The sequence below is a fragment of the Halalkalicoccus paucihalophilus genome (assembly GCF_001593955.1).
Lineage (GTDB): Archaea > Halobacteriota > Halobacteria > Halobacteriales > Halalkalicoccaceae > Halalkalicoccus > Halalkalicoccus paucihalophilus.
The window spans coordinates 648,913-675,537 of the sequence record NZ_LTAZ01000004.1 but is presented as its reverse complement, the minus strand read 5'-3'; the positions used below and the strand labels follow the sequence as shown (position 1 = coordinate 675,537).

Annotated in this window: 27 protein-coding genes and 1 tRNA gene; 16 read left to right on the top strand and 12 right to left on the bottom strand. The window is 64.3% G+C overall.

What is annotated here, in order from left to right:
* Nucleotides 1-88: 88 nt before the first annotated feature.
* Complete coding sequence (locus tag HAPAU_RS08645; protein ID WP_066381612.1) at nt 89-1,429, top strand: tryptophanase; 1,341 nt, start codon at nt 89-91, stop codon at nt 1,427-1,429.
* Here the strand turns inward: HAPAU_RS08645 and HAPAU_RS08640 are convergent.
* Both HAPAU_RS08640 and HAPAU_RS08635 read right to left on the bottom strand, forming a co-directional pair.
* The gene (locus HAPAU_RS08640) at nt 1,426-1,929 is read right to left on the bottom strand and encodes a DUF309 domain-containing protein (RefSeq protein WP_066381611.1); all 504 of its coding nucleotides are present in this window, start codon (nt 1,927-1,929) and stop codon (nt 1,426-1,428) included. The genes HAPAU_RS08645 and HAPAU_RS08640 overlap by 4 nt on opposite strands.
* Nucleotides 1,930-1,970: 41 nt before the next feature.
* Nucleotides 1,971-3,494 (bottom strand): phosphoenolpyruvate carboxykinase (ATP), encoded by a 1,524-nt coding sequence (locus HAPAU_RS08635; RefSeq protein WP_084383684.1) that lies wholly within the window; start codon nt 3,492-3,494, stop codon nt 1,971-1,973.
* A 184-nt stretch (nt 3,495-3,678) separates the two neighbouring features.
* Here HAPAU_RS08635 and HAPAU_RS08630 point away from each other — a divergent pair.
* From HAPAU_RS08630 to HAPAU_RS08615, 4 genes are all read left to right on the top strand, one after another.
* Nucleotides 3,679-3,762, top strand: a tRNA-Leu gene (locus HAPAU_RS08630).
* A 343-nt stretch (nt 3,763-4,105) separates the two neighbouring features.
* Entirely contained in the window at nt 4,106-4,567 is a 462-nt protein-coding gene (locus HAPAU_RS08625) for a Mut7-C RNAse domain-containing protein (protein ID WP_157078436.1), read from the top strand.
* Nucleotides 4,568-4,639: 72 nt separating this feature from the next.
* The gene (locus HAPAU_RS08620) at nt 4,640-5,758 is read left to right on the top strand and encodes a DUF63 family protein (protein ID WP_066381608.1); all 1,119 of its coding nucleotides are present in this window, start codon (nt 4,640-4,642) and stop codon (nt 5,756-5,758) included.
* A gap of 61 nt (nt 5,759-5,819) precedes the next feature.
* Nucleotides 5,820-6,173, top strand: a complete 354-nt coding sequence (locus HAPAU_RS08615) for a hypothetical protein (RefSeq protein ID WP_169802635.1) — start codon at nt 5,820-5,822, stop codon at nt 6,171-6,173.
* On the opposite strand, the gene HAPAU_RS08610 is transcribed toward HAPAU_RS08615, so the two are convergent.
* The 3 genes from HAPAU_RS08610 to HAPAU_RS08600 all read right to left on the bottom strand — a co-directional run bounded on the left by HAPAU_RS08610 (nt 6,170) and on the right by HAPAU_RS08600 (nt 10,911).
* Nucleotides 6,170-7,885 (bottom strand): YcaO-like family protein, encoded by a 1,716-nt coding sequence (locus HAPAU_RS08610; RefSeq protein WP_066381604.1) that lies wholly within the window; start codon nt 7,883-7,885, stop codon nt 6,170-6,172. The genes HAPAU_RS08615 and HAPAU_RS08610 overlap by 4 nt on opposite strands.
* A gap of 45 nt (nt 7,886-7,930) precedes the next feature.
* Nucleotides 7,931-8,746 (bottom strand): transcriptional regulator TbsP, encoded by an 816-nt coding sequence (gene tbsP / locus HAPAU_RS08605; protein ID WP_066381603.1) that lies wholly within the window; start codon nt 8,744-8,746, stop codon nt 7,931-7,933.
* A 158-nt stretch (nt 8,747-8,904) separates the two neighbouring features.
* Nucleotides 8,905-10,911 (bottom strand): hypothetical protein, encoded by a 2,007-nt coding sequence (locus tag HAPAU_RS08600; protein WP_066381602.1) that lies wholly within the window; start codon nt 10,909-10,911, stop codon nt 8,905-8,907.
* A 143-nt stretch (nt 10,912-11,054) separates the two neighbouring features.
* Here HAPAU_RS08600 and glyA point away from each other — a divergent pair, with 143 nt between their 5' ends.
* Both glyA and HAPAU_RS08590 read left to right on the top strand, forming a co-directional pair.
* The gene (glyA, locus tag HAPAU_RS08595; RefSeq protein ID WP_066381600.1) at nt 11,055-12,305 is read left to right on the top strand and encodes a serine hydroxymethyltransferase; all 1,251 of its coding nucleotides are present in this window, start codon (nt 11,055-11,057) and stop codon (nt 12,303-12,305) included.
* 44 nt (nt 12,306-12,349) lie between these two features.
* The gene (locus HAPAU_RS08590; RefSeq protein ID WP_066381597.1) at nt 12,350-12,787 is read left to right on the top strand and encodes a luciferase domain-containing protein; all 438 of its coding nucleotides are present in this window, start codon (nt 12,350-12,352) and stop codon (nt 12,785-12,787) included.
* 13 nt (nt 12,788-12,800) lie between these two features.
* Here the strand turns inward: HAPAU_RS08590 and HAPAU_RS08585 are convergent, their stop codons facing one another.
* From HAPAU_RS08585 to HAPAU_RS08575, 3 genes are all read right to left on the bottom strand, one after another.
* A complete protein-coding gene (locus HAPAU_RS08585) occupies nt 12,801-13,079 on the bottom strand; it encodes a DUF7513 family protein (RefSeq protein ID WP_066381595.1) in 279 nt (92 codons plus the stop codon).
* Complete coding sequence (locus HAPAU_RS08580) at nt 13,076-14,635, bottom strand: Na+/H+ antiporter NhaC family protein (protein WP_211263544.1); 1,560 nt, start codon at nt 14,633-14,635, stop codon at nt 13,076-13,078. Before HAPAU_RS08580 ends, HAPAU_RS08585 begins: the two co-directional genes overlap by 4 nt.
* A 111-nt stretch (nt 14,636-14,746) precedes the next feature.
* Nucleotides 14,747-15,310 (bottom strand): DUF6789 family protein, encoded by a 564-nt coding sequence (locus tag HAPAU_RS08575; protein WP_084383683.1) that lies wholly within the window; start codon nt 15,308-15,310, stop codon nt 14,747-14,749.
* An 89-nt stretch (nt 15,311-15,399) separates the two neighbouring features.
* Here HAPAU_RS08575 and HAPAU_RS08570 point away from each other — a divergent pair, with 89 nt between their 5' ends.
* Nucleotides 15,400-16,293, top strand: a complete 894-nt coding sequence (locus HAPAU_RS08570; RefSeq protein WP_066381593.1) for a bifunctional methylenetetrahydrofolate dehydrogenase/methenyltetrahydrofolate cyclohydrolase — start codon at nt 15,400-15,402, stop codon at nt 16,291-16,293.
* Here the strand turns inward: HAPAU_RS08570 and HAPAU_RS08565 are convergent.
* Nucleotides 16,285-17,010, bottom strand: coding sequence for a DUF7117 family protein (locus tag HAPAU_RS08565; RefSeq protein ID WP_066381588.1), 726 nt, complete (start codon nt 17,008-17,010; stop codon nt 16,285-16,287). The two genes, HAPAU_RS08570 and HAPAU_RS08565, sit on opposite strands and share 9 nt — an antisense overlap.
* Nucleotides 17,011-17,102: 92 nt before the next feature.
* On the opposite strand from HAPAU_RS08565, the gene HAPAU_RS21625 reads away from it, so the two are divergent.
* The 5 genes from HAPAU_RS21625 (at nt 17,103) to fer (ending at nt 21,383) form a co-directional block, all read left to right on the top strand.
* Nucleotides 17,103-17,249 (top strand): hypothetical protein, encoded by a 147-nt coding sequence (locus tag HAPAU_RS21625; RefSeq protein ID WP_169802634.1) that lies wholly within the window; start codon nt 17,103-17,105, stop codon nt 17,247-17,249.
* Nucleotides 17,250-17,674: 425 nt separating this feature from the next.
* Nucleotides 17,675-17,950: a PadR family transcriptional regulator gene (locus tag HAPAU_RS08560; RefSeq protein ID WP_066381586.1), complete on the top strand. Its 276-nt coding sequence runs from the start codon at nt 17,675-17,677 to the stop codon at nt 17,948-17,950.
* A 39-nt stretch (nt 17,951-17,989) separates the two neighbouring features.
* The gene (locus HAPAU_RS08555) at nt 17,990-19,243 is read left to right on the top strand and encodes an MgtC/SapB family protein (protein WP_066381584.1); all 1,254 of its coding nucleotides are present in this window, start codon (nt 17,990-17,992) and stop codon (nt 19,241-19,243) included.
* Between the two features lie 65 nt (nt 19,244-19,308).
* Complete coding sequence (locus HAPAU_RS08550) at nt 19,309-20,655, top strand: class-III pyridoxal-phosphate-dependent aminotransferase (RefSeq protein WP_066381583.1); 1,347 nt, start codon at nt 19,309-19,311, stop codon at nt 20,653-20,655.
* Between the two features lie 74 nt (nt 20,656-20,729).
* Complete coding sequence (gene fer, locus HAPAU_RS08545; RefSeq protein ID WP_066381582.1) at nt 20,730-21,383, top strand: ferredoxin Fer; 654 nt, start codon at nt 20,730-20,732, stop codon at nt 21,381-21,383.
* Between the two features lie 145 nt (nt 21,384-21,528).
* On the opposite strand, the gene HAPAU_RS08540 is transcribed toward fer, so the two are convergent.
* From HAPAU_RS08540 to HAPAU_RS08530, 3 genes are all read right to left on the bottom strand, one after another.
* On the bottom strand, nt 21,529-21,855 hold the full coding sequence (locus tag HAPAU_RS08540) for a hypothetical protein (RefSeq protein ID WP_066381580.1): 327 nt from the start codon (nt 21,853-21,855) through the stop codon (nt 21,529-21,531).
* Nucleotides 21,856-21,898: 43 nt separating this feature from the next.
* Nucleotides 21,899-22,651 carry an SDR family oxidoreductase gene (locus HAPAU_RS08535; RefSeq protein WP_066381578.1) on the bottom strand — a complete coding sequence of 251 codons (753 nt, stop codon included), beginning with the start codon at nt 22,649-22,651 and terminating at the stop codon, nt 21,899-21,901.
* A gap of 72 nt (nt 22,652-22,723) precedes the next feature.
* Entirely contained in the window at nt 22,724-23,719 is a 996-nt protein-coding gene (locus HAPAU_RS08530; protein ID WP_066381576.1) for an AI-2E family transporter, read from the bottom strand.
* 109 nt (nt 23,720-23,828) lie between these two features.
* Here HAPAU_RS08530 and HAPAU_RS08525 point away from each other — a divergent pair, with 109 nt between their 5' ends.
* From HAPAU_RS08525 to HAPAU_RS08515, 3 genes are all read left to right on the top strand, one after another.
* Nucleotides 23,829-24,725, top strand: a complete 897-nt coding sequence (locus HAPAU_RS08525; protein WP_066381574.1) for an A/G-specific adenine glycosylase — start codon at nt 23,829-23,831, stop codon at nt 24,723-24,725.
* A 133-nt stretch (nt 24,726-24,858) separates the two neighbouring features.
* Complete coding sequence (locus HAPAU_RS08520) at nt 24,859-25,854, top strand: TSUP family transporter (protein ID WP_066381571.1); 996 nt, start codon at nt 24,859-24,861, stop codon at nt 25,852-25,854.
* A 62-nt stretch (nt 25,855-25,916) separates the two neighbouring features.
* Entirely contained in the window at nt 25,917-26,501 is a 585-nt protein-coding gene (locus HAPAU_RS08515; RefSeq protein ID WP_066381569.1) for an NADPH-dependent FMN reductase, read from the top strand.
* Nucleotides 26,502-26,625 lie beyond the last annotated feature (124 nt).

Here is a 26,625-nt window from a genome sequence, read left to right as displayed (position 1 = left end):
TCGAGGCCGGTTGCCGGTGGACAGATACCGACGTTTGTGTGCATCCCTGTCGCGGCAGCATTAAACGGGTCTCGTCCGATCTCCGGGTATGTTCTCCTATACGTCGGGGATGGCGTCGCCGACCGAACTGCTCCCCCAAAAAGAGCGCGAACGACGCCTCGAGGAGGCGGGACACAACGTCTTCAACCTCGCGAGCGAGGACGTGTTCGTCGACCTCCTGACCGACAGCGGAACGGGAACGATGAGCGACGCCCAGTGGGCCGCCCTAATGGAGGCCGACGAGGCGTATGCGGGCAGCGAGAGCTTCAAAGCGCTGAAAAGCGCGATCTCCGAAGTGATGGGGTTCGATCGTGTGGTTCCGACCCATCAGGGCCGCGGCGCGGAGAACGTCCTTTATGGGTGTCTGATCGAGGACGGGGACGTCGTCCCGAACAACACCCACTTCGACACCACCCGAGCACACGTCGCCGAGAACGGCGGCGATCCCGTGGACTTCCCCGTCGAGGGGGCGGACGACCCCGACTCCGAGGAGGCGTTCAGGGGGAACCTCGACTCCAAGAAAGTCCGCGAACTCGCCGCCGATGTCGGCGCAGAGCGGATCCCGGCCGTGATACTCACGATCACGAACAACTCGGTAGCCGGTCAGCCCGTAAGCATGGGAAACATCGAGGAGACGCGTGAGCTCGCGGACGAACTCGACGCGACGTTCGTGATCGACGCCTGCCGCTTTGCGGAAAACGCCTTCTTCGTTCGCGAGCGAGAGGACGGTTACGCCGACCGTTCGACGGCGGAGATCGCCCGCGAGCAGCTCTCACACGCCGACGCGATCGTCATGAGCGGGAAGAAGGACGGCCTCGTCAACGCGGGTGGTTTCGTCGGGGTTCGCGACCCCGAGTTGTTCGAGCGCACAAAACAACGGGCGATCCTCTACGAGGGGTTTTCGACCTACGGCGGAATGGCCGGCCGGGACATGGCGGCGATGGCCGTCGGACTCCGGGAGGCCGTCACCGAGGAGTATCTCGGCGCACGGATCGGACAAGTACGTTCGCTCGGCGAACGACTCCGGCAGGAGGGTGTTCCGATCTATACCCCCGTCGGCGGGCACGCCGTCTACGTCGAGGCCGGCCGAGCGCTTTCTCATATTCCCGACGAGGAGTTCCCCGGACAGGCGCTGGTCTGCGAACTCTACCGCGAGGGCGCGGTTCGCGGTGTCGAACTCGGGAGTTTCGCCTTTCCCGACACCGATAGGCCGGAACTCGTCCGCCTCGCACTCCCCCGGCGGACCTACCACGACGAACACCTCGCCCACGTCGCCGAGACGGCCGCGGCGGTGGTGGATCGAAGCGAGGAAGTCCGTGGATTGGAGATCGTTTCCGAACCCGAAAACGAGGCCCTTCGACACTTCAGCGCCGAACTCAGACCAGTTTAGGGTCCCCTTTCGAGCGCCTCGACGTAGGTGTAGTCCTCCTCGCGGGCCTCCGGCTTTCGTCCGTCGAGAGCGATTCGCCAGCCCTCGATGGCGGCCGGACTCTCGAGGGCGTTCGTCAGTTTCGTGCGCACGTCCGTCACGTCGACGCCGTAGAAGTCCCGCGGGACGCCGTGGAGGTACTGAAGCGCGGTTTCGAACAGCGAGCGCATCCCTGCGTCATCGTGGAAGTCGACGTGTTTGTAGGTACCTGCGGCGACCTGCACCATCCCGTGGAGGAACTTGCTTTCGGTGTTCCCGCTGCCGTAATTGTACCACTCGTCTTCGAAGCAGTCGTGCGATTCGTGGTATGCGGCCGAATTGAACAGTCGCACGCCGTGGACCGTCGCCCGTCTGAGCGTTCCGTGTTCCCACCCGTTTGATGCCCCTCGATTCGGGTCCCAGCCGGCCGGCCTACCCGAAATCGGCGGCCCGACGGTGTCGTCTCGGGTGTGCTCGTCCATACGGAGCCATCAGCCCGAGGCCGCCTAACGGTTCGGGTAACTCAGTACACCGCCTCGCGGATCTCCTCTCGAAGGGTCTCGAATTCCGCGAGGTACTCCCGGCGTTCCTCGCGGAGTTCAGCGAGCTTTTCGTCGTATTCGTCGTGGTTCTCGTCGAGACGGAAGCGCTCGATCTCCATCCCCGGAACGTGTGTCGGCACTTCGAACCCGAGGGTCCCGTCATGTGCCCACTCGATCTCCTCGCGGGCGGCGGCGGTGAGAATCGCGATTGTGTCCTCGACGCCGATCCCCTCCGAGCCCACTGAACCGGTGTTCAGGACGAAACACTCGGCGTCGGTCTGACTCATGAGGTCGGCAAAACGGTTACCCTCCTCGCCCTCCGGCCCGACGATGAATGGGTTGGTACCGACGACGCGGATCGATTCTCCCGCGCGCTCGGGATCGCCCGCGCTGGTCTCGATCGACTCGCCGAGCATGAACGCCACTGCCGCCTGCTCGGGTGTGAGCCGTGCGATGGGCGGCATCAACGGGTTACGCGTGATGAAAAAGACTTGATCGGCGCGCTCACAGTCGATTTCGGGGGCGGCGCTCGGTAGGTCTTCTCGTCGAACTACCGCCCGGCCGTTGGTAGTCAGCGAGCCGTCGTCGAAGTCGATCGCTCCGTCCTCGGCGACGGCGACGTTCTCGAGGACCGCCTCGGGTTGGGTGGCGGCCCGATAGAGCGCAGGCTGTTCCTCGGCGTCGAGTCCGATCGTCTTGATGTAGAGGCCACCGCCCTCGCTTCCCGCGAGCGTATCGGGAAAGAGCGCACAGACGTCGTCCTGGAGCATGACCGCCGATTCGGGAGAGTCGAGCCAGCAGCCGTGACCTGTCAGCGTCGACTTCCCGGTGCCGGAAAGCCCGAGGAACGCCTGATACACCTCCGAGAGTCCGTCGTCGGTTTCGAGCGTGAGGCGCTTGGTCCCCGCGTGGAGTCCGAGACCGCCGCGTTGTTTCGCGCGATACATGAACAGTCGGAGGAACGACTTCTTTGCCTCTCCGGTGTAATCGCTGCCGAGAACGACGGTCACGCCCTCGTCGGGCAGGACGCGGATCGCGGTCTCCTCGGCGTCGGGGAGCTGAACGGTGTAGAAGTCCGGCTCCCGTCCCTCTGGAGCCGGATCGAGTAGCTTCACCCACGCGAGGGCGATACGGCCGTACTCCTTGGGAACGAACAGGCGACAGCAGTAGGCGTGTTCGGGGTGACGGCCGACCATCCGGTCGAGGCAGACCAGGTCCGTCGTCTCAGCGTGATCGAGCGCTCCTTCGACGAGGCGCCAATCCTCCTCGGTAAAGGCGTCGTCGACCGCGTTCTTCGTCCGATCGGCACTTCGGGACCGAAGGTCACTGACGTAGGCGGGGCTGCCGTACTCGGTCGTGGTTTCGAGCGGTTTCGAGAACTCACGGAGGGCCTCGAAACTCGGCTCGTAGGTGACCGTCCCCGAGTTCGGATCGGGGAAGGCCGAACGGGGATCGATCGACCGGATCGTCCCGACCGTCTCACCGGAGGTAGCGTCGCCGGACATATGTCCACTCTACGACCGCCACGGGTCTTAATTATACCGTGGCTACAAACCACATGGACACCTATTGTCAAAAAGTAACTCGAATTGAAGTACGAATTGTAACAGAGGTGGACGTGTGGTCGAATGTAGTGCCGTCGGTGATTCGGAATCTTTTAGCGGACGGCTAACGGAGGATGGCGTGCGTGCGAGGGTAGCCAAGCCCGGAAACGGCGGCGGACTCAAGATCCGCTCCTGTAGAGGTCCGTGGGTTCAAATCCCTCCCCTCGCACTCGAAAGAGTGCGGGAAGACGCTCTCGGAGCGCTCTTCCCTCGCAAAGTTCTCACCGGCGCCGAACGAGGAGCCGAAGGCTCCGCGACGATCGGATGCAAAAACCGATATCGACCGTTCGTATCGCTCAGTCCGCGGATGCAGGCCCCAACCGCTGGCGATGGTGGCAGTTGAGACACGGCCGGATACGAAGCGGCTTCCCACACGTCTGACAGTGCCATTCCGGGTATCGTCTGTTCATCGATCCCACGGTGTGACAGAGAACAACATGGGGTATATGTCTTTGGGTAGCTGTCACACGGATTTCCAGTCCGTTCATACCGATCGGGGCGCTCTACTCACCATGCCGACGCCGACTGATACGACCCTGTTGCTCGACGTAATGCTCGGCAAACTCGCGACCTATCTGCGGATGTGTGGCTACGATACCGTCTACGCGCTCGATCGCGGCGTCGAGACCGACGGACGAATTCGGGAACTCGCCGACGAGGAGGGGCGACGGTTGCTGACGCGGGACGTCGATCTCGGACACGACACGGACGGGGCGCTTGTCTTGCGAGGGCGGGAGATCGAAGAGCAACTCACGGAACTCCTCGAAGCGGGGTTCGTACTCGCCCTCGACGAGCCCGTGCGGTGTTCGGTCTGTAACGGGCGACTCCGCGAAGTCGGCGCGGACGAGCGGACGCCGCCGTTCGCCCCCTCACCTGCCGAGCAGCCGGTGTGGCGCTGTCGCGACTGTGGCCAACCGTTCTGGCGTGGGAGCCACTGGGACGACGTCGAGACGACCCTCGAATCGCTTCGATAAGGCGGGCGGGTCGAAACGTATCGGCACGACTAGACCGGAACCCTAAAAGTTCCCGCACGCACCCTCTGAAATATGGACGACGTTTCGGATCGTATCGACCCTGCACGGGCGTGGGTCGCCGTGGCACTGACGGTGCTTACCGCTCTCGTCGTCGGCGCTTTCGCGTTCCCCCGACAGGTCTACGACGGATTTCTCTGGCGATACTTCTGGGGCCCGGTCGTCGCGGACGGTACCGGAAGCGCCTGTGCACAGCGGATTGACGGGCGGACCGTCCTCGATGGCGACTGTCTGACTGGCATCGTCGCCGAACCCGGCTACACGACGGTATCGACGGTGAGTTACGCGATCGTGCTGGTGTTCGCGCTGCTCGGCGTCGTTTTCTTCCTCCGCCGGCTCGATATCGGGACCGGACAGGGCTTTTTCTTCGCGCTGTTCCCGTTCATGCTGTTCGGTGGCGCTCTACGAACCGTCGAGGACGCAAGCGTCGCCCTCCTCCGAACCACCGGAGAACCGGCGATCTCCTTCCCGCTGAGCGGCCTGTTCATCAGTCCGTTCATCTACTTTACGGTCTTCTTCGTCACACTCGCAGCGGTGCTCGTGAGCGTCGCGGCCGCGAGGGGAGACCTCGTCGAACGATACGAGTACCCGCTCGCCGCGATCGGGACGCTCGCGTTTACGGTCACGATCGGCTACCTGGGCTGGCTCGCCGCCTCGACTTCGGTTCTCGAGTTCCACCCGGCCGTCGCGGCCATCACGCTCGTCGGCGCGACGCTGGTGGCTGCCCTCGCCTGGATCGGAACCGAGCGGTTCGCCCCCGAGGTGAACGTCGCCACCGGTTACATGGGCGTTCTCGTCGTTTGGGGCCACACCGTCGACGGGATCGCGAACGTCCTCAGCCTCGACTGGGCGAGCGAACTCGGACTTCCGAGCTACACGCCGAAACACGTCGTCAACAGCGCGATCATCGAGGTTACGAGCGCGGTTCAACCCCCCTCGGTATCGGCGGCCATCGGAACCGCGTGGCCCTTCTTGCTCGTCAAGATCGGAGCCGCGCTGTTCGTCGTCTGGGTATTCAACGACGAGATCTTCGAGGAGAGCCCGCGCTACTCGATGTTACTGCTCGTTGCGATCCTCGCCGTGGGGCTCGGCCCCGGCACTCGCGACTTCCTGCGAGCGACGTTTGGTGTATAATTGAGAACTCTAGTATTGTCAATAATTGTATAGATTTAAGTAATCACATGTGGTATCTACGATGATGATAGGAGAACGGGGTCCGGAGAAAAAGCGCCACCTCCCGAAGTACAGTGGGGGATGTTATCGCGGTCGGATCGACGACTGTTGCTGGCTCTGTGTCAGCCGAGTGGTCACGGACCACCTACTCGGTTTCCTGCGGATCGGGACGAAACACGCTACCGCACAGACACACGAACTGATCGGCAATCACGTCGAGCTACCGATGGTACAGCGTGAGGGCGGGACCGAATGCATCGAGCACGTTTCGGGGGAGATCACCGACGTGTTCGACCTCGATGACGAGCCGAGCGTCTTCGCCGTCCAGTTGGAAAACGGTGAGCGCCTCGCACTGTCGGTCAAACACCTCAACTAGGGATAGGGGTGGGGATCCCGTTCGAGGCGTGGTTCGAACCCCATCGTGCGGGGAACCGTCTCCGCGCGCTCGCCGAAGACCGGCTTGCGGGTGAACAGCGGTTGGGCCTCGGGGACGACCACGCGTGTCGCCTCGAACCCGAGTTCGCGCACGTCAGTCGGCGTGATCCACGCCGCCGATGGCGTCAACCCGGCGTCGCTCACACGGGAGACGATCGCGTCGAGTTCTCCTGACGAGCCGAGCGTCTCGGCCCCGAGCGCGTTCGCATCCACCGTTCCCGAGGTATCGAGCAAGTCGCGTGCAGGGTCCGGAAAGGAGGCGTAGCGCCCGATCCAGCCCGATTCCTCGCCCGCAGCCTCGGGACCCATCGATCGGAGCTCCATCCAGTTCTGAAGGGCCTCACAGAGCGCGGATCGAGCGGCCGCCGTCGCGTCGAGATCGGCGTCCGATCCGAGTGCGAAGCGTGGCCACTCGTCCCCCCCTCTCCCTTCGCCTTCCCGATGGACAGCGACCGCCACGACCGGCACGTCGACGTCCTGAGTCACGAGGAGCGACGTCACCGAGAGCCCCTCACTCGCCGCCCGGCGCACGAGCATGCTGAAGGTATCGTCCTCGACGACGAGTCCGAGCGGCTCGAACGTTGAGTACCACGCGAGCATCGTCGCGTCGCGCTCGATTACCTCGTAGAGTCCGGACAGAAGCGCCTCATTGCGTGTGTTCCCGAGCCCCAGTCCGGTCGTGATCGACGGCCCGAAGCGTTTTTCGGGCGGCGGGAACTGAACGAACTCCGCTGGAAGCGACACCGACTCGCCGGTATCGAGGCGCTCGCCTGCAACCCACGGGATCTCGGCGCCGGTCGCGTCGACGCCGACGAACCGGTCGGGAGCGACTGCATCCTGCAGTTCGTCCGGGTGAGCGAACTCGAACCACTCGCTCCGATAGACGCCCGCACTGTAGCGTTCGAGCGCCTCGCCCAACGCCTTCATGTATGCCGTGTTCCAGTCGGCGGCGACGCCTGCCGCCTTGTTCGCCGCGCTCGCGTCACTGAACCCGTCGGTTTCACCTGTCGTCGCGAGGTAGTAGGGGACGGGAAACGACGCGAGTTCGCCGATCGACCGGACGATCCCGACCCGCTCGTCGACACCGCCTTCGGCGTGGGCGATCGCCTCCTCGACGGATCGACTTTCGTTCTCGTCGGTCGGTTCGGACGGGCGACCGCCACACCGCTCGCAGGTCGGAACGCCGAGAAACCGCCGCTCGGTGTACGGCAGTTCGATCACACGACCGAACAACCGACTCTCCTCGCCGCGAAGCGCGGTGACGATCCGCTGACCGGCGATCGCACCCGCGAGGCGTGCGAGAGCGGGATCGGGGTCGGGAGCACCCGCTGCAAGCTTGAACTCGCCGGACTCGATTCTGGTCCGTAGACAGCGATAACAGCCTACTTCCGGAGTGAACCCCGTGATCGACGCCTCGACACTCTCGATGGCGTAGCCGCCGATACCGCCGAGTTCGACGGCGATCCACGGTTCGTCGTGTGACTCGTCGACCTCCAAGAACGTGTCTGTACCGACCCGATCGACGACGACCGCGAGACGTGTGGAGAGCGTTTCGGGTGATCCCTGCCGTGTGTCGATACCGACGTCGTCGAGTGCGGCCGCTACTGCTTCGATCGCGGGACCCGAGCCGACGAGGCCGATGGGAACGTCCATACGTCGGCTCGGGTGAGAGAACGAATAAAACCGATCGGTCGCCGATCAGTTCAGCAGGTTCTGTGCGACGCTCGCGAGCTGGTCGGTGTTGGCTTCGCGCAGGCGTTCGTCACCGAACTTCAGTCGGAGGCGCGGTCGACCGACGTCGATCGGGACCTTCTCGGTGTCGATCAGGCCCATGTCTTCGAGGCGCGTCTTGGTCCGCGAGAACGTCGCCTTGCTCGCGATGCCGACGTCCTCACCCCACTTCGAGATGTCGTAGAGCAGGACCTCGTTTTTCGCGGCGATGAGCAGGCTGATCGTCACCTCGTCGAGACCGTCACCGTCGCCACGAGCGGTCTGCAGCGAGTTCAGAACGCCCGTGAAGTCGGCTTCGACCGGCTCGCCGATGTCGTCCGCGAGCGTAGATCGAACACGCGAGAGCGGCGGTGTGCGAAGCTTGAACTCCGCTGCGTCCTCCCACGCGGTCGCATACGAGTCGTGCGTGAGCGAGACGAACTCCTCGTCGTCGGTCGCCAGTCCTGCAACGGTGTCGCCGACGTTGATCAACGCGACGACCTCGTTCGGCGAGACCAGCAACGAGTTCTCGTTTCCGTTCTCGAGCGTCCGGAGTTCGAGACTATCGTCGTCGATCAAGTCCGCCGCATTGCTCGCGAGGATGAAGTCGCTCATCACGTCCTTCAGCGTCGATTCGTCTCCAAGCAACCGAATCCGCGGAAGCTCCGAGACACCGCCGGCGACGTCGATCAGTTCCTCGATCGCGTCCGCGGACGGATTCACTACGATCAGATCCTCGGAAGCGGACTCGAGGACCGTCCTGAGGATATCTTCGATGTTATCATCGAGTAAATTTGAGGCCATAGTTGTGGGTGCACAATGGTTTCACAACTATTTAATTATAACGGCCGAGAGACAGGGATATCACGATGACAACAAATACCATCATATCAGCCGACTTCATCCGTCTCGGTCCCGATTTCGATATATAGCGGTGGTTGACACCACACACGGTGGCGGTATCACTGCTGAGAACGGAGATGCGAGGCCAGATCCTCGGGCCAGAAGAACTGCCCGTCGTAGATGACCGGTGCGTCGGTCGACTCCACGACGGCGAGCAATGACGAACGGTCGAGCGTCGATTCGGTCGTCGTTCCGGTGAGATGCGGCGTATCCTCCCCGATCTCCCGCGGATAGTACCAACCGCCGGCCGTCCAGTTCGGAAGCACGTCGTACGTGACCGAAAAGCCCTCGTCGGTCGGCTCGGCGAGCAGCGTTCCGGGGTGACGATCACGCCGTCCACCGAGGACGTGTGTGCCGTCGCCGACGACCGCGTAGTTCTTGCCCATCATGATCTGTCGGCGCGCGAGGCTCATCGCCCGATCGATGCTAAAGCCGTAGACGAGCAGGCGAGCGAACGTCGTCCCGACGGTCGCGGCCTGTTCGTTGAGCACCTTCGAGAACGTCACCCCGCCGGCGACGCTGCCCCGTTCGACGAGCGCCTCTCCCTCGTAAAACGTGCCACAGGCGTTCAAGAAGAACGTCTGGGCGTTGCTCTCGGGAATCTCCTCGACCGAGAGGTTGCCGTCGGTACAGCGCAGTCCCTCCTTATCGCAGTGGCCGACGTAGTGGACGAACGCGCTCGGGCGCTGGAACACCGCCGAGAGTTCCTCACACGTGAGGTTTCGATGGGCGGTGACGTCGATCGGGAGGTCCGCCGCGTGGTCCTCGTAGATCCGGGCGACCTCGGCGTACTCCTCGCCCATCTCGGGATCGTTCTGGACCACGATGAAGGGGAGCCGTCCGTCGGTGTCGAGTCCCGACAGGCCGTTTTCGAACGCTTCCGTTCGGGCGTTGAACACGTCGATTGGGACCGTCTCGTCGAGCCAGGCGTGCGAGCGGGCGGGCCCGAGAACGGGCGTGACCGCGTCGATCGACACCGACTGCCTGTCTCCCCGCCGGTAGAAATCCGTCAACGACCGCCGGAGCAGCTCCTTTCCGTCGAGCGGGCGCGTCTCGGGCGGTTGGATCAGGCTGAGTCGATCGAGCGCGTACGGCAGCGCACGGGCGGCCTCGGACTCCGCGGGGAGGTACGTCGCGAGGTGCCACTCGGGGAGGTCGAGCGAATCCCCGTCGATATCGAGGTAGGCGGCGAGGCGTCGAACCGGATTCGCGAGGCTGTCGGGGTCCAGCCCGAGCGCGTTCGGATCGGGAAGGCCGGCGAGCGAGGGCCCCGCCTCCCGACAGCAACAATCGAGGTAGAACACCCGCCTGAGCACCGAGGCGACTACCTCGGGGAGGTCTCCCTCCAGACGGTGGGTCAGTCCCGGCGCGGTGATCGTCGGAACGGCACCCTCCTCGATGGAGACGCACGCCTGCAAGTAGTACGCGAGCGGCGAGACCGTAAGCACCGTCCCGAGGTCCGCGGGCACGCGCAGTTCGATGTCGGTTTCGGCGGTCGCGTTCGCGATCCGGTCGGGGATCGCGACGGTATCGGCGAACTCGATGCGTGAGGGGTGCCCGCGGAGCGCGGGAAGCGACTTCTCGACACCGGTCGTCTCGAAGCCGGCGTGGAGATGGGAGATCGCGTGTGCGAACCCGGCGGGCGTCGGTGGAATTTCGATCGTGAATTCGGGTCCCCTGAACTGGCTCTTGAACCCGAGCGTGACCGACTGGCGGTCGACGAAGGAGAGTTCGAACGAGCGTTCGGGTGCATGGATCGTCGCGGGGCCGTCGAACTGGACTGCGGTCTCGATCGGCGCGGCCACGTCCAGCAGGTAGGTGTCGGGCGGCAGGTCCGTCCGCCCGTCGCCGATCGAGGTGTGTGTGTTGCCATCAGTAAGGCTCGTGACCGTCGCGCGCGGCGTGCCGAACCCGAGTTTCGAGACCTGACCGGAAACTGTCGTATCGACCGGGCGAGGTAGCGTCCCGCCAGCGTAGAACTCCCCCCAATCGGGGGCCGCTATCTCGACGGCGGCGCGGCGATCCGACACCCGGAGTCCCGCCGCCGTAACCTCCCAGTCGATCATGTTGCGACATGAACTGATATCACTGATAGATAATAGGTCTGTCGGAGGAGGATAATGTTTAGTTAAACGACCACATATGGAGCGGTCCGGAGTCCCGCACCGATATGGGGTAGATTTTAGCCCGCGGTGATCAAGGCCTATCCATGGAGTACGACACCGTCCGCGAGACCGATCCCGAGATCGCAGACGCGCTCGAAGGGGAAGTCACACGACAACAGGAGGGCCTGCAGATGATCGCGAGCGAGAACCACGTCTCGCCCGCCGTCATGGAGGCCCAGAGCAGCGCGCTGACCAACAAGTACGCCGAGGGATACCCCGGCAAGCGCTACTACGCCGGCTGTGAGCACGCAGATACCGTCGAGGAACTCGCCATCGAGCGAGCCAAAGAGCTCTGGGGCGCCGAGCACGTCAACGTCCAGCCCCACAGCGGCTCGCAGGCTAACATGGGCGTCTATCTGGCCGTGCTCGAACCGGGCGATAAGATCCTCTCGCTGGACCTGACCCATGGCGGACACCTCTCGCACGGCCATCCGGCGAACTTCGCGGGCCAGCTGTTCGATGTTGAGCAGTACGAAGTCGACGCCGAGACGGGCTACATCGACTACGAGGGCCTCGCAGAGCAGGCAGAAGCGTTCGAACCGGACATGATCGTTTCGGGGTACTCGGCCTATCCCCGCGAGGTCGAGTGGGAGCGCATCCAAGCGGCGGCCGACGAGGTGGATGCGTACCATCTGGCGGACATCGCCCACATCACCGGCCTCGTCGCCGCGGGCGTACACGCCTCACCGGTCGGGACCGCCGACTTCGTCACCGGTAGCACCCACAAGACGATCCGCGCGGGCCGCGGCGGGATCATCATGTGCGAGGAGGAGCACGCGAGCGACGTGGATTCGGCCGTCTTCCCCGGCGCACAGGGCGGCCCACTGATGCACAACGTCGCGGGCAAGGCCGTCGGGTTCAAGGAGGCGCTCGAACCGGAGTTCGAGGAGTACGCACGGCAGGTCGTCGAGAACGCCGAGACCCTCGGCGAAACGCTGCAGGACCACGGCTTTTCGCTCGTCTCGGGCGGTACCGACACCCACCTCGTGCTCGTCGATCTCCGTGAATCGCATCCCGACACGACGGGTGGGGACGCAGAGGACGCACTCGAAGACGCCGGGATCGTGCTCAACGCGAACACCGTACCCGGGGAGACCCGAAGCGCGTTCAACCCCAGCGGCATTCGTGCGGGGACGCCCGCGATCACTACCCGCGGGTTCGGCGCAGAAGAGATGCAGGCGGTCGGCGACGCCATCGCCCGCGTCGTCGATAGCCACGACGACGAGACCGTGCGCAACGAAGTCCGCGAGGAGGTTCGCGCGCTCTGTCAGTCCCACCCGCTGTACGAGAAATAGACGCCCTCCGCGCGCTTATTTCTCTCGACGACGTACTACGTGGTATGACAACAACCACCAGCACTGCGGCTACGAACCGTGAGCGGATCGTCGAAACCGTTTCCGGGTGGCCCGGCGTCGAGACGGGACCCCACCGGTTCGGAGCGACCGAGTTCACCGTCGACGGCCGTGAGATCGGCCACATCCACGGCGGACGGGTGCTCGATATCAACTTCCCGAAGCGGATGAAAGAGCGACTGATAGCCGACGAGGAGACCGGCGAGCATCGTTTCGCCGGCGGGGGTTGGACGACCTACCGGATCACAACGGCCGGGGACGTCGACCACGCCCTCCGGCTGTGTCGCCTCTCGTATCTCTATCTCGTGTTGACGATGCGACACAGGCCCACCGGGAGCGCGATCCTCGCGGAACTCGATCTCGATACGGAGCTAGATGGACTGGATCCCGATCTCCGTGCGATGTTCGACCGAATGCGGCGATGAAAACGGGAGAAGGTTATCCGGCGTAGGAGCTCTCGCCGACGACTTCCACGAACTCGCCGTATCCGATGGAATCGTCGGGCTGGAACTCCCTGACGGCGACCCGAACGCGCTTGCCGACGTGTTCGGGGCCCGTATTCGAGACGTAGAGTCGGGTGTCCCCGACGAGCGCGATGGCGGCTTCCTCGCTGGGGTCGTACTCGGCGAGGAAGACGTTGACTTCCTTTCCGGGCTCGAGAACCGGATGCGTCGTTCGGAACGACCAGCCTCTGAAATACTTCGAGAGGAGGCTCATACACGTGCCACCTCCCCGGACTCGCGGTCGATCAGGTACTCCCGTCCGAAGCCGGTGATCGCCGCGAGGACGAACACCGCCACCAGCAGCCAGCCGTGGAAGACGAAGGGGACGACCTCGACGGGGTTGACGACGAGCGATTGATCGAACCACTCGTACTGGGCGGGAAGTTCCTGCATCGCCGTATATCCAACGAGGACGCCGCCAGACCACGGGAAGATGTAGCCAAGCGCCGCAGTTTGGGCGTCGAGGATGTTCGCGCGGCGATAGCCGTTGAGGTTGAACCGTTCTCCGATCTTCGAGATGTAGGGGCCGATGGCGACCTCGGCCGCCGTGTTGATCGTGATGATGGCGTTGATCAGCGCCGCCGAACCGACCATCGTGAGTTCGGCGTTTCTAACGTTCGTCGCGAGGTTCTCGAGCGACCAGTCGAGGATCGCCTGAAACGCCCCGCCGCGGATCATGATCTGTGCGGCGGCGATGATGAGCAAGACGAGGATCGAGAGGGCGAAAAACCCCGATGCACCGTCGATAATGCTCCCGGAGACGCCAACGGCCTCGGGGTCCTCGACGATCCGGAGGAACGGCAGAAAGGCGAGCGGTTCGGCCAGCGGCGCGTCGGCGGGCGCGTTAAACGAAACGATGTCGGCCACCGATGAGAGGCCCAACAGCAGGTTCGCGGCGACCGCGACGACGATCCCCCACGAGATCGCTTCGACGATATGTCGTCCGGAGATCGCGAGTACGAGCAACACGCCCATCGACAGCAGGTGAACGAGCCCGACGGGATCGCTCTGGGCGACGAGCAATTGCTGGGCGTCGCCGGCGACGTCGACACCGGAGAACGCACCACCGACGAGGACGTAGGCGATGGCCGCCGGGATCGCCGCCGCGAGCGCGTACTTGAACCGGGAGGCGACCACGCCGCCAATGTCCGAGTCCTGCGTGACCGCGCTGACGATGGTGGTGTCCGAGACCGGCGCGAGGTTGTCCCCGAAGATCGCCCCCGAGAGGATCGCCCCGAACATCACGACGGGGTTCGCCCCGAGCAGGACACCCGCCGGGAAAAACAGGGTGACGAACGCGACCGTCGAGCCGTAGCCCGTGCCGATCCCGGTCGTAAAGACCGCCGCAAGCACGAACGTCACTGCGGGAAAAAGCGCCGCGCCGACGCCCGCGACGTTCGCGAGCCAGATCAGCCCATCGACGAACCCGCCGTCCTGGAGCAACTGAGCGAACATCCCCGCCCAGATCCACGCGACGATCGCCGTCACCGCTACCGGTTGGGTCATTCCCTCGAAGATCGTGTTGGCGTAGGTCTTCCAATTACCCTTAACGAAGAACATCCCGACGATCAGCCCGATCAGCATCCCCGCGATCAGTCCCGCGGTGTCGGAGATCCGCCAGAGGGCGGTCTGGGCGATCGCCCAGACGATGAAAAACGCGATCGGAACCGCGCTCATGCCCCGCCCGCCGTAGAACTCGATCCGCGGGCCCTCCTCCTCACCGTCGCCGCCGAACCCGGTCATGACTTCCGGGTCTGTCGATTCGCTCATCTCACTCTCATCCCATTCACTGTATGGCTCAGAATCGGCCCATATAAACTTGACGTCTGTCATGCTCGGTCGACCCGACAGATCGAGGGTCGACGGGTTCGGCGGACGCGATCACTGACTGTGTTCGTACTCCTCGTAACTTCGAGTGGGATCGATCCGCGAGCCGACCCACGTCCCGAGAGCGATCCCGTAGACGGCGTGGCTCGCGTGAAACACCGTTTCGGCGTCGGATCCGAGGTCGATGTCGAGCAGCCGGTTCAGCATCACGCGCTCGCCGAAAACGGAGAGGGCGAGTCCGAAGACCGTCCCCCAGACGACCCCCTCGGTTTCGCTCGCGGACTCCGGGAGGTTCAGCCGCGGGTAGAGCAGGCCGAAGAGCGCGCCGAAGGAGATCCCGTAGAGGAAATGGAGAAGGATTCCCATCCCGGTGTACTCCTCGGGGTGGCCGTTCCCGACGTACTTCGCCCAGAAGTTCGCCGAGGGTGGTAAGGAACGAAGGATCGGTAATCGAAAGACGGTCATTACGACCGTCGCGAACGCCCCGCCCTGTGCGGCCCGGAACAGCGACCGGGCGACGTGAATCGGCCCCGTCCCGTCACCGTTCGCATCGGATTGGTTCATCCACCGACCGTTGGCCGTCCGGTTCCATAGTTCCCGACCCCGTTCGACCGACATATGCATATATATGTATATATGACGCAAGGAAACGTCCGAGATAAACATGAATCCGAGCGTTGAAGGCGACGGATCGCTCACCCCCAGTCATGACGACTATCATCGACGGGAACGCGGTCGCGAGCGAGATTCGGGACGACCTCGAGGGCGCCATCGAGACGCTCGCCGACCATGGGGTAACCCCCGGACTGGCGACCGTGCTCGTCGGCGACGATCCCGCGAGCCAAACGTATGTAAACATGAAACAGCGCGACTGCGAGGAGGTCGGTATCAATGGGATCCACGTCGACATCGCCGGCGACGCCTCGCCCGAAGAACTGTACGACACCATCGAGGACCTCAATGCCGATTCCGACGTACACGGCTATCTCGTTCAGGACCCCGTCCCCGAGCAGATCGACTACCGGGAGGTGCTCCGGCGGATCGACCCCCACAAGGACGTCGACGGCTTTCACCCCGAGAACGTGGGTCGACTCGTCGCGGGGAACGCCCAGTTCAAACCGTGTACGCCCCACGGGATCCAGAAGCTCTTTGCGGCATACGATATCGAAACCGAGGGCGCGGACGTAACGATCGTCGGCCGATCCGACATCGTCGGCAAACCGATGGCGAACCTGCTGATGCAGAAATCGGCGGACGGCAACGCCACCGTCACGGTCTGTCACTCCCGGACCGAGGACCTCGCGGCGAAGACGCGGGGCGCCGACATCGTCATCGCAGCCTGTGGCGTGACCGAACTGATCGACGGCTCGATGATCTCGGAGGGTGCGACGGTAATCGACGTCGGGATCAGCCGAGTCGAGGACGACTCCGAGAAGGGCTACGAACTCGTCGGCGATGTCGAGTTCGAGAGCGCGAAGGCGAAGGCGGCCGCGATCACTCCGGTCCCTGGCGGTGTCGGGCCGATGACGCGGGCGATGTTGCTCTACAACACGGTAAAAGCCGCGAGTGAGTACGAGGACGTCCCCGTCGAACTACCCTAACCGGTCGAGCCGGTCCTCCGCGCGCGCGAGTGCGACCTCGTCGTCCTCCTCGAGCGCGAACCCGAGATCGTGGGCGGCCTCGACGAGGCGCTCTGCGGTTCGCGGCTCGACGGTGCCGTCGAGCGCCTCGATCCGACGGACGTGGTCGTCGAGCCGACCGAGCGCACGCCGGACGGCAGGATCGGGGTCGTCGTTCGTGTCGAGCAGCGTCAGCAGGTCCTCTCGGTAGGTCGACACCGCCTTCGCATACGCGAGTCCGCGCGCGGACGCGAGCGAGTCGGGTACCGCCGAGGGCGACGGTCGTTCGCGCCCTAGTAGCGCGAGGAGATGCAGCTGTTCGGCGTTATCGGTGCCCGGATCCAACGCCCCCGACGACAGCGAGCGCTCGTAGGCTCCGATCGCGGCGGCCAGTTCGCTCGCGATCAGGTAGGTGTCGTCGAGGTCGCGAAGCGTTCCGCCGTCGATGAAGCCCCGTTTGCGGACGTAGCGCCGACAGCGCTCGGTCACTTCGCTTGCGACCTCGGCGAGCGGCCGCTCGTCGATCCCCTCGATCAGCGGGGCCAGATCGAGTTCCGCCGGGCTGTCGGTGTGGAGCTTTCGCTCCTCGCGGCCGACGCTCCTGAGGCTGCCACACTCCGGGCAGGCGACCTCGCCGGTCTCGTAGTACGACCAGCGTGTGCCACACTCAGTACATTCGCGCTCGCCTCTGATCTCCATACCGGTCGTTTAGGGTCCGGGGGTAAAACCCGTCCGCCCCGACGACCGCCGGCGGCGGGTGGTTTGATGTGACGGGCGATCGTAGCGGACGTATGCGCACGGAAGAGGAGATCCGCGAGCAGTACGAGTTCCTCGCCGAACAGCTCGAAAGCGAGGAGATGCGCCACGAGGGCGTCCGGGAGATGTTCACGTACTACAAGCGTGCGATCGGCTGGGTCCTCGAAGAGGAGTACATCTAAGCTGTCGGACTAGTGTCGGTAGGTTTAAGATGGCATAGCGTGATTGGTCATGTGACGCTTCGCTTTGGAGGGCCGAAGCGTCAGCGGGGACCAATTCAGGGCGGCAAGCAGTCACGCGGGGATTTTTCCTCCCCGCGTGGATTGCTTCCACGATGACCAACGTCCGTGAGCCGCAGCCAGTTCTCCCTCGAATCCGAACGGATCGATAGTGGCGACCGGCGGGTTCGCTCTGACGGGGACGGGCGTCCAGATATTTGCTCCAACTCCCAGTCAAAATTCCACACTAGCTGCTAGTCAATTAGTTGGGTATTCTTCAATCACATAGTAGATACTATACCTGTTCGACGTGCGAAAATCGATACACGGAGTTGCACTCCCCGACATGTTTATGAGAATCGCCCCCGATTTGTCAGCAAGGTATAGCCATGCATGACCTGACAGGCTTTCAGCGGGATCTACTCTACGTTATCGTGGGGGAGGAGGAACCACACGGACTGGCGATCAAGGAGGAACTCGAGGGGTACTACGAAAAGGAGATCCACCACGGGCGGCTCTATCCCAATCTCGATACGCTCGTCGACAAGGGACTCGTCGAGAAGGGCCAACGCGACCGGCGGACCAACTACTACACGCTCACCCGGAGGGGTCGACGGGAGATCGAGGCGCGCCGCGAGTGGGAGGCCCGCTACGTCGACCTCTGAAGCACAGCCGTTAACAGGGGCACTCCGAGTAGGGAGTTCGTGAACAGCGTCGGCCTCGTCGTCGAAGGGGATCTCCTCCGGATCGTCGTAGCCGGGGCGCTCGGGCTCTTCTTGGGGCTCGAACGCGAGTGGTCACACAAGTCCGCCGGGATCCGGACGTTCTCGTTGATCAGCCTGCTGGCGGCCGTCTTCACCGTCCTCGATCAGCCGCTGTTGCTGGCGGTCGGCGGGCTGTTCGTCGCCGTCCAAGGGCTGTTACTCGCCGTCCAAGGGCTTCTCGTCGAGGAGTCGGGCCTCTCGCTTACGACCAGCGTCTCGATGCTCGTCGCCTACGGCATCGGGGTGCTCGTGGGCACGGGCCGACTCATCGAGGGCGTGACCGTCGCGATCCTCTCCTCGCTGTTGCTCGTCTTGAAGCGGGAACTCCACAGCTTCGCATGGGGGCTCAGCCGCGAGGAACTGCGTTCGACCGCCGAGTTCGCCGTCCTCGCGTTCGTCGTCTACCCGCTCCTTCCCGCCGGGGACGTCCCGATCGCCGCGGCGGGCTTCGAGGTGGCGGTCGAACCGCGCGTGATCTGGCTGATGGTCGTCACGGTCGCGGGGATCGGCATCGTCAACTACGCGATCGTCAGCTCGTACGGAGGGCGAGGGATCGCCGTCACGGGCTTTTTCGGTGGACTGGCCTCCTCGACGGCCGTGGTCGGAACGATGCTGGATCACGTCCGCCAGCACCCGGCGGCCGCCTCCTATGCGGTGGCGGCGATCCTGCTCGCGGACGCCGCGATGGCCGTGCGCAACCTCGGGATCGCGCTCGCCTTCACCATCGATTCACCCCTCGTGGGAGCGATCGTCCCGCTGGCGGCGGTGGTGGTCGGAGCGGTCGTCATCGCCGCCGTCATCGCCGACTGGAGCGAGGAGGTCGAGATGGACTTAGTGAGCCCCTTCTCGCTTCGCAACGCGCTCGGGTTCGGCGCGATCTTCCTGCTGATCGTCGTCTCCGGGGCGCTCGCGGAGGCCCACCTCGGAACCGCCGGCTTCTACGCGACCGCGGTGCTCTCGGGACTCGTCTCTAGCGCCGGTGCGACGACGTCGGCGGTCGTCCTCTACCGGACCGGATCGCTCGACCACGACGTGGCGGTGATCGCTATCTTGTTGGCGACGGCTTCTAGCCTCGTGGTAAAGGCGGTGCTGGTCGCAGCGAGTTCCAACCGTGAATTCGCCCGACAGGTCGGTATCTGGACCGCCGTCCTGCTGGGAGTCGCCGGGGTGGCGACTGCAGCGGTGTTGCTCTGAGTACCGTGCAAATACTGTCGTGACCATAACGAATATTTTACGGCGTCGTACCGCCAGTTCGTCCTATGAACCGAGAGACGGCCGAGCCACACGTCGAGGAGATGCCCGGCGAGCGCGCCCGCGAGTGGGCCGCCCACCACCGCCGAACGGCCGCAAAAAGCACCTACGTCTACGATTTCGTCTGGGATATCACTGAAGAGGCCACGGGGCCGTTCTGTACCGATCTCGACGGGAACGTGCTGCTCGATTTCACGAGCCACGTCGCGGCCGCTCCGCTGGGCTATAACAACCCCCTGATCACGGATCGATTCCGCGAGTTCGACCTCCCCGACCCGACGAAGATCGCCGGCCAGGACTTCTACACTGGTTCGCCCGGGTCGCCCGAAAACCCCGAATTTCCGGGCCCGACACAGCTCATGGATCGGCTGGTCGAGATCACGAGCGAGTACGGGATGGATCGGGTATTCCTCTCGAACTCGGGGGCCGAGGCCGTCGAGAACGCGATCAAGATCTGTTACGACGCCTCGGGGGGAACCCGGGGAATTACCTTCGAGGGTGGGTTTCACGGCCGGACGCTGGGTGCGCTCAGCCTGAATCGCTCGAAATCGGTGCAACGAAAGGGCTATCCGGAGCTCTCGGGGATCACGGACGTTCAGTACTGTACGGATCGGACCTGTGCGCCCGAGACGTGCGAGTGTGGCTTCTTCCGGGGCGGGGGTTCGGCCCTCGCAGACAAACTCGACCCCGAGACGGGCCACCTGCCCGTGGAGGACCTCGCCTATCTCGTCATCGAACCCGTTCAGGGAGAGGGTGGCTATCGGATCCCGAGTGACGCGTTCGTAGAAGAGGTACAGCGGGTCTGTGAGGTCTACGACGTACTTCTGATCGCCGACGAGATCCAGACAGGGCTGGGTCGGACGGGGGAGATGTGGGGATCGGATCACTCCGCTCTCGAACCCGACGTGATCACGTGTGCGAAGGGGCTCCGGGTGGGCGCGACGGTCTCGCGCTCTGGGGTGTTTCCCGAGGAAGGTGCCAGGATCTCCTCGACGTGGGGCGGCGGCGACCTCCTCGCCGCGATGCAGGGGGCGCTGACGATCGACGCGATCCGCGAGGAGGACCTCGTGGGAAACGCCCGCGAGCGTGGCGAGCAGGCGAAGGAACTGCTCCGGGACGCCGACCCCGAGGGCGTCGTCGACGTTCGTGGGCGGGGATTGCTGATCGCCGTCGAGTTCGACACTAAGGAGCGCCGGGAGGCCGTCATTGAGGCGGCGCTCGAACAGGGGTTGCTCACGCTCGGGTGTGGACACGCGACCCTTCGGCTGTTGCCGCCGCTCGACGTGACCGAGCGCGAGATCGAACTCGGGATCGACCTCCTGCTGGAGGCGATCGCGGCGGTCGAAACGCGGTAGGGGGCTGGCGGCCGGTCGCGACCGCGAGTCGACGCCATCGGGAGAGATTTATTCCTGACGCCGTTACCGGGGGCATGGAGTCCCCGTTCGACGTCCTCTCGATCGATCCGGGTGCGGACGACGAGGAGATCGATCGCGCGTATCGACGACGGATACTGGAGGCTCACCCGGATCAGGGCGGTTCGATACGGGAGTTCCAGGCGGTCAGGGCGGCCTACGAGGAGGTCACGTCACATGCCTCACGCGAGCTCTCCGACCCCGAACACGTCGAGGGAGGTGAGAACGCCGACGAGGAGGACGGAGAGGACGCCCGCGTCGAGTATCTCAACTACGAGGTACTGGCCGATCACGGGTGGGACCTCGGGGACGAGGACCTCTTCGAGAAGGCCGCTGACGCCGATCTCGATACGGCGGACTACGGTCGGATCCTGGTCCACTCCGACGAGTCGATGCTGGAGGCCGCCGAGAACCGCGGGTTCGAGTGGCCCTATGCCTGTCGGGGCGGGGCGTGTGCGAACTGCGCGATCGCGCTCGCCGAGGGCGAACTGTCGATGCCGACCAACCACGTCCTTCCCCCGGAGATGCTCGATCGGGGCTTCAGGCTCTCGTGCAACGGCTCCCCGACCACCGACGAGATGCGGGTCGTCTACAACGTCAAACACCTGCCCGGCCTCGATGAACTCCGATTGCCCCCCAGACCGTTCGAACAGGCCTACTCCGACGACTGACGAGTCAATACGAACTACCGACATGAGTCTTCCCTGCGGAGGCGGCGGCCTCGATTCGCGGTCGCTGGCCGCGAATCGACGGGGGAAGGCTGGCCGGACATGGAAAGGGCGAAGCACGCACGCCAGTGCGTGCCGAGGGCGTTCGTTAGAACTGGTAGCGCCGTTCCTTGTCGTCAGATTGAGAGGGCGAGATCCCGCCGCTCATCTCCTCATAGGTCATCCCCGAGAGGTATTCGTCGTAGGTCACGTCGTAACCCTGCCGGAGGTGGAAGTCGAGCTGGCCGGTGTCGGTCGTCGACTGAAAGAGCAGGTGAACCGCCCGTCGGACGAGATCAGCAGTAGTTTCGGGACCGAGGGCGGCGCTCAGAAGGGAAAGTTCGTTCTTCGTCTGGCTGTCGAGCGAAACCAGGAGCTCGTCGTCGAGGTCGGCGTAGGTCGATTCGACGTCCGTAGTCAGTTCGTCGAGACTCATACCACCGATCCGGCCGGCGGCCGAATACGGGTTTCGACTCCGGCTATAGCTCCTGTCGGGTCGGACGGATCAGGAGCTCGTTGATATCGACGTGGGTCGGCTGAGTCACCGCAAAGCGGATCGAGCGGGCGATGTCCTCCGGCCGGAGCGGCTCCATCTCGTCCATCATCCCCTCGATCTGTTCCTTCTGATCCTCGTCGGGGATGTGTTCGGCGAGTTCGGTGTCGACCGCGCCGGGTTCGATCGTCGTGACCCGGATATCGCTGTCGGCGACCTCCTCGCGAAGCGCCTCCGAGAAGGCCGTGACGCCGAACTTCGAGGCGTTGTAGCCGCTCGATCCCGCGTACGCCTTCCGACCGGCGACCGACGAGAGGTTGACGATGTCGCCCGATCCCTGCTCTTGCATGTGACCGAGGGCGGCCTGCGAGGCGACCATCAGCCCCTGAACGTTGAGATCGAGCATCCGCTGCCAGTTCTCGGGGTCGGCCTCCGCGACCGGTTCGAGCAGCATGACGCCCGCGTTGTTTACGAGCACGTCGAGGGTGCCGAGTTCCTCGACGGTCTCCTCGACCATCTCACGGACCTGCTCCTCGTCGGTGGCGTCGGTCGGTACGACAAGCGCCTCGCCCCCGTCGGATTTTATCCCGTCCGCCAGCTCTTCGAGGCGCTCCTCGCGGCGGGCCGCCAGCGCGACGGCCGCCCCCTCCTCGGCGAGTGCGCGTGCGGTCGCCGCGCCGATACCCGAGGAGGCTCCTGTAACGAGTGCGACGTCGCCCTCAAGTGCGTCTGATACCATCGAGTGATCGGAGGTGCGTCGCACGGAAAGGCTACCGGGAGGCGACAACCCGCGCCGGATCCGACAGGCCGATCAGAGCCTGTGGTAGTCGTTCTTCAACGTCGCAAGGGTCGCGCCCAGAACGCCCAGTGCGATCGGGCCGACGAACAGCCCGACGAATCCCAGCGAGTAGATCCCGCCGAAGACGCCGATCAGGATCACGCCGGGGTTGAGCCGCGCCCGCGAGTCGATGACGACCGGGCGGACGTAGTTGTCGATCATGCTCACGACGACGACCCCGTAGACGAGCAAGAACAGGCCCGCATAGGGCTGCCCAACCAACACCAGGTAGATCCCGGCGGGTGCCCACACGAGGAACGCCCCGATCAACGGGAGGAGCGCGAGCAGGATCATCACGGCGGTCCAAAAGACAGGGCTTGGAGCCCCCGCGATCAGGAGCCCGATTCCGCCGGCCATCCCCTGGACGAACGCGACGAAGACGTGGCCGACGATGACCGCCCACGTGGTCGTGTCGATCCGACAGTAGAGCCGGTCGGTGACGTCCGGGGGCAACGGCGTCGCCTCCTTCAGCCACGAGACGAAACACGCGCCGTCCTTGAGCAGGTAATAGAGCAAAAAGAGCACGAGCGCGAGCCTGAACGAGGCCTTGAGCGCCGCCCCGAACAGTTCCGTAATGCCGTCGAACGAGAGCTCGAAGACGGTCTCGGCCCCGGTTCGGAGCCACCGCTCGAGGTCGACCGAGCGCCCGGTATACGCCGCGATGCGTCCCTCGATCTCCGCGATCTCGAGGCCGCTCTCGCCCGCCGCGATCGCCTCCACGTCCCGAACGAGTACGGCGAAAACGAGGACAAACGGGAACACGATGGTCGCCCCCGCGAACGCGATCAGGACGATCGGGGAGAGTCGTGGTCCGATCCGGGGGGCGAGCCGTGCGTGAAACGGGTGGAGGACGTACGCGAGGAGGACCGCCGCAAGCACGTACTCGAGGAACGGAAGCACGACGTACAGACCCAGCAGTCCCGAGAGCCCGACGAGGAGGAGGAGGAGAAACCCCTGCTGTTTGTTCATACTCATTAGTATATTCCAACAAACATATACTTTATTACATTATTGGAAGGGACGAATTGTGGTGAGCGGATCGCGGGGACTAAACCGGTGCGAGCCGTCTTCCGGGTGAATGAGTGGTGCGGATTCGTTGCCGACGGACCTCGACCGGGTACGCGAGTCACTGATCGCGTGGTACGAGTCGGACCACCGGGAGTTCCCGTGGCGACGGACCGACGACCCGTACGCGATTCTCGTCAGCGAGGTGATGAGCCAGCAGACGCAGTTGGGACGGGTCGAAGAGGCGTGGGAGGAGTTCCTCGAACGGTGGCCCGACCCCGAGACCCTCGCGGCGGCGGATCGCTCCGAGGTGGTCGGGTTCTGGACCGACCACCGGCTGGGCTACAACAACCGCGCGAAGTACCTCCACGAGGCGGCCCGCCAAGTGGGAGAGGAGTTCGGCGGGGAGTTCCCGACGGAGCCGGAGGAACTCCAGAAACTGCAGGGCGTCGGTCCCTACACCGCCAACGCGGTGGCGAGCTTCGCATTCAACAACGGCGAGGCGGTGGTCGATACGAACGTCAAGCGCGTGCTGTATCGGGCGTTCGACGTTCCCGACGACGATTCGGCCTTCGAGGAAACAGCAGGAAACCTCATGCCCGTCGGCGAGTCCCGGGTCTGGAACAACGCGATCATGGAACTGGGCGGGGTCGCGTGTCAGAAAACGCCGCGCTGTGAGGAAGCTGGATGCCCGTTTCGTGAGTGGTGTTCCGCGTACGCGACCGGCGATTTCACCGCGCCGGACGTGCCGACCCAGCCGACGTTCGAGGGGTCTCGGCGGCAGAAACGCGGGCGGGCGATTCGTGTGTTGAAGGAGTACGAGGAGCTGTCGCTCGACGAGTTGGGACCCCGCGTGCGGGTCGATTACGGCGGCGAGGACGGCGAACAGTGGCTCCGGGGACTGCTCGGGGACCTCGAATCCGATGGTCTGGTCGAGGTCGAGGGCGACCAAGTGCGACTCAGACGGTAGTTTTCCGTAGCAGATCGCCAAGGTGTTTCTCGCAGTACGACCCGTTGATTCCTCGAAAGCCCCCGTATTATCGTCCCGGTCGACGTATGTCGGGGATGGTGCTCGTGGACGACCCTGACGGAGAACGGACGGGATGACGGGTAACGAGGGATCACAATCGGAGTCGATCGTCGGCGTCGGAAGGGTCGGAGAGACCGCACGCCGACTCGATACCGAGCGGACGGTCGCCGAGCGGGTCCGGCTTCCCCGGAGGACGATCCGACGGCTCGTCGCCCTCGCGGGGGTGTATCTGATGGTCGTCCTCAGCCTCGTGTTCGTCCCGGAATCCATCGGTGGGACAGCAATTGTCGTGCTTCCACTGGTCGTTCTGCTGGCGTTTACGTTCGAATTGGTGGACTCGGCCGCGGGGATGGGTTTTGGCACCGCACTGGCGCCGGCGCTGTTCGCCCTGGGGTACGATCCGCTGCAAGTCGTTCCGGTCTTGCTCTTCTCGGAACTGTTCACCGGCCTCACCGCCGGCGTCGTCCACCACGAGATGGACAACGCGACCTTCTCGTTCCGGCCGATCAACGAGAGCACGAAACTGCTCGCTCTCCTTGCGGGGGTCGGAGGAATCGCCGGAGTCGTCTCGATCGTCCTCGTCTACGCCGCGCTCCCGGTGCCGGGGACGGTGATCGAACTCTACGTCGCTTTGCTGGTCATGGGAATGGGGCTGATCGGTCTCGTCCGCGCGCGTCTGCGTGTGAGCGCCGGATCACATCCCCGTCGACTCGTTGCGTTCGCGTTGTTAGCCGGGATCAACAAGGGAATCGGAGGTGGCGGGTACGGACCCGTGGTGACGCTCGGGCAGGTGCTCTCGGGCGTCTACGAGAAAAGCGCCGTCGCGGTCACCACGCTGGCCAAGGGGATCGTTTCGCTGGTCGGCGTGGTCGCATTCCTCCTGTTGCGTATCTACGGCGTCGGAGTGGATCTCTCGCTCCTCCCGTCGGTTTTCGTCGGCGGGATCGGCGCGGCGCTGGTTTCTCCGTATCTCGTCGGCGTCGTCCCGAACGCGGTGTGGCGCTACGTCATCCCGATCTACGCGATCGCGATCGGGGCGGGAGCGCTCGTGTTCGGTATCGGGGTCTGAGACACGGACCGCTTCCACCGACCGGACGGTAGACTTTCCCCGCCCTCGTCCCTACTCGGGACATGGCCAGTCCACCACACGTCGTCGCGATCACCGGGAGCCTCCGCGAGGGGAGTCACACGAGGACCGCGCTCCGCGAGGCGCTTTCGGGCGTCGAGGACGCCGGGGGGAGGGGCGACCTGCTCGACCTGCGCGAATACGACCTCCCGCCGCTGAACACCGACGACGAGGAGACCGAGGGCGTCGAAACGTTCACCGAACGGGTTAGGGAGGCCGACGCGATCCTGCTCGGGACGCCGATGTACCACGGTTCGTATTCGGGCGTGCTGAAGAACGCGCTGGATCACTGCGGGTTCGACGAGTTCGAGGACAAGACCGTCGGCTTGCTCGCGGTCTCCGGCGGGAGTTTCCCGATCACTGCCCTCGACCACCTCAGATCCGTCTGTCGGGCGCTCAACGCGTGGGTCCTTCCCCATCAGGCGGCCGTGCCCCGATCGAACAGTGCCTTCGAGAACGGCGAGTTCGTCGACGAGAAGACCGCAGAACGGGTTCGGATCCTCGGGGAGCGAGTGGTCAGGTATGCGAACATCGAACCGGATCCCGACTGTTTCGAGAGCGAACAGAACGTGGGCGCGGCCGACGACTGAGCCGGGAGATCGGAAAACCGTTGTACCCGGTCGTCCAAACCCGTAGTGGCTGAATCGAGGTGATCGACTGCGATCCGTTCGCCGACGAAATCGAGGACCTCGCCCACGGCGAAGATCCTACCAT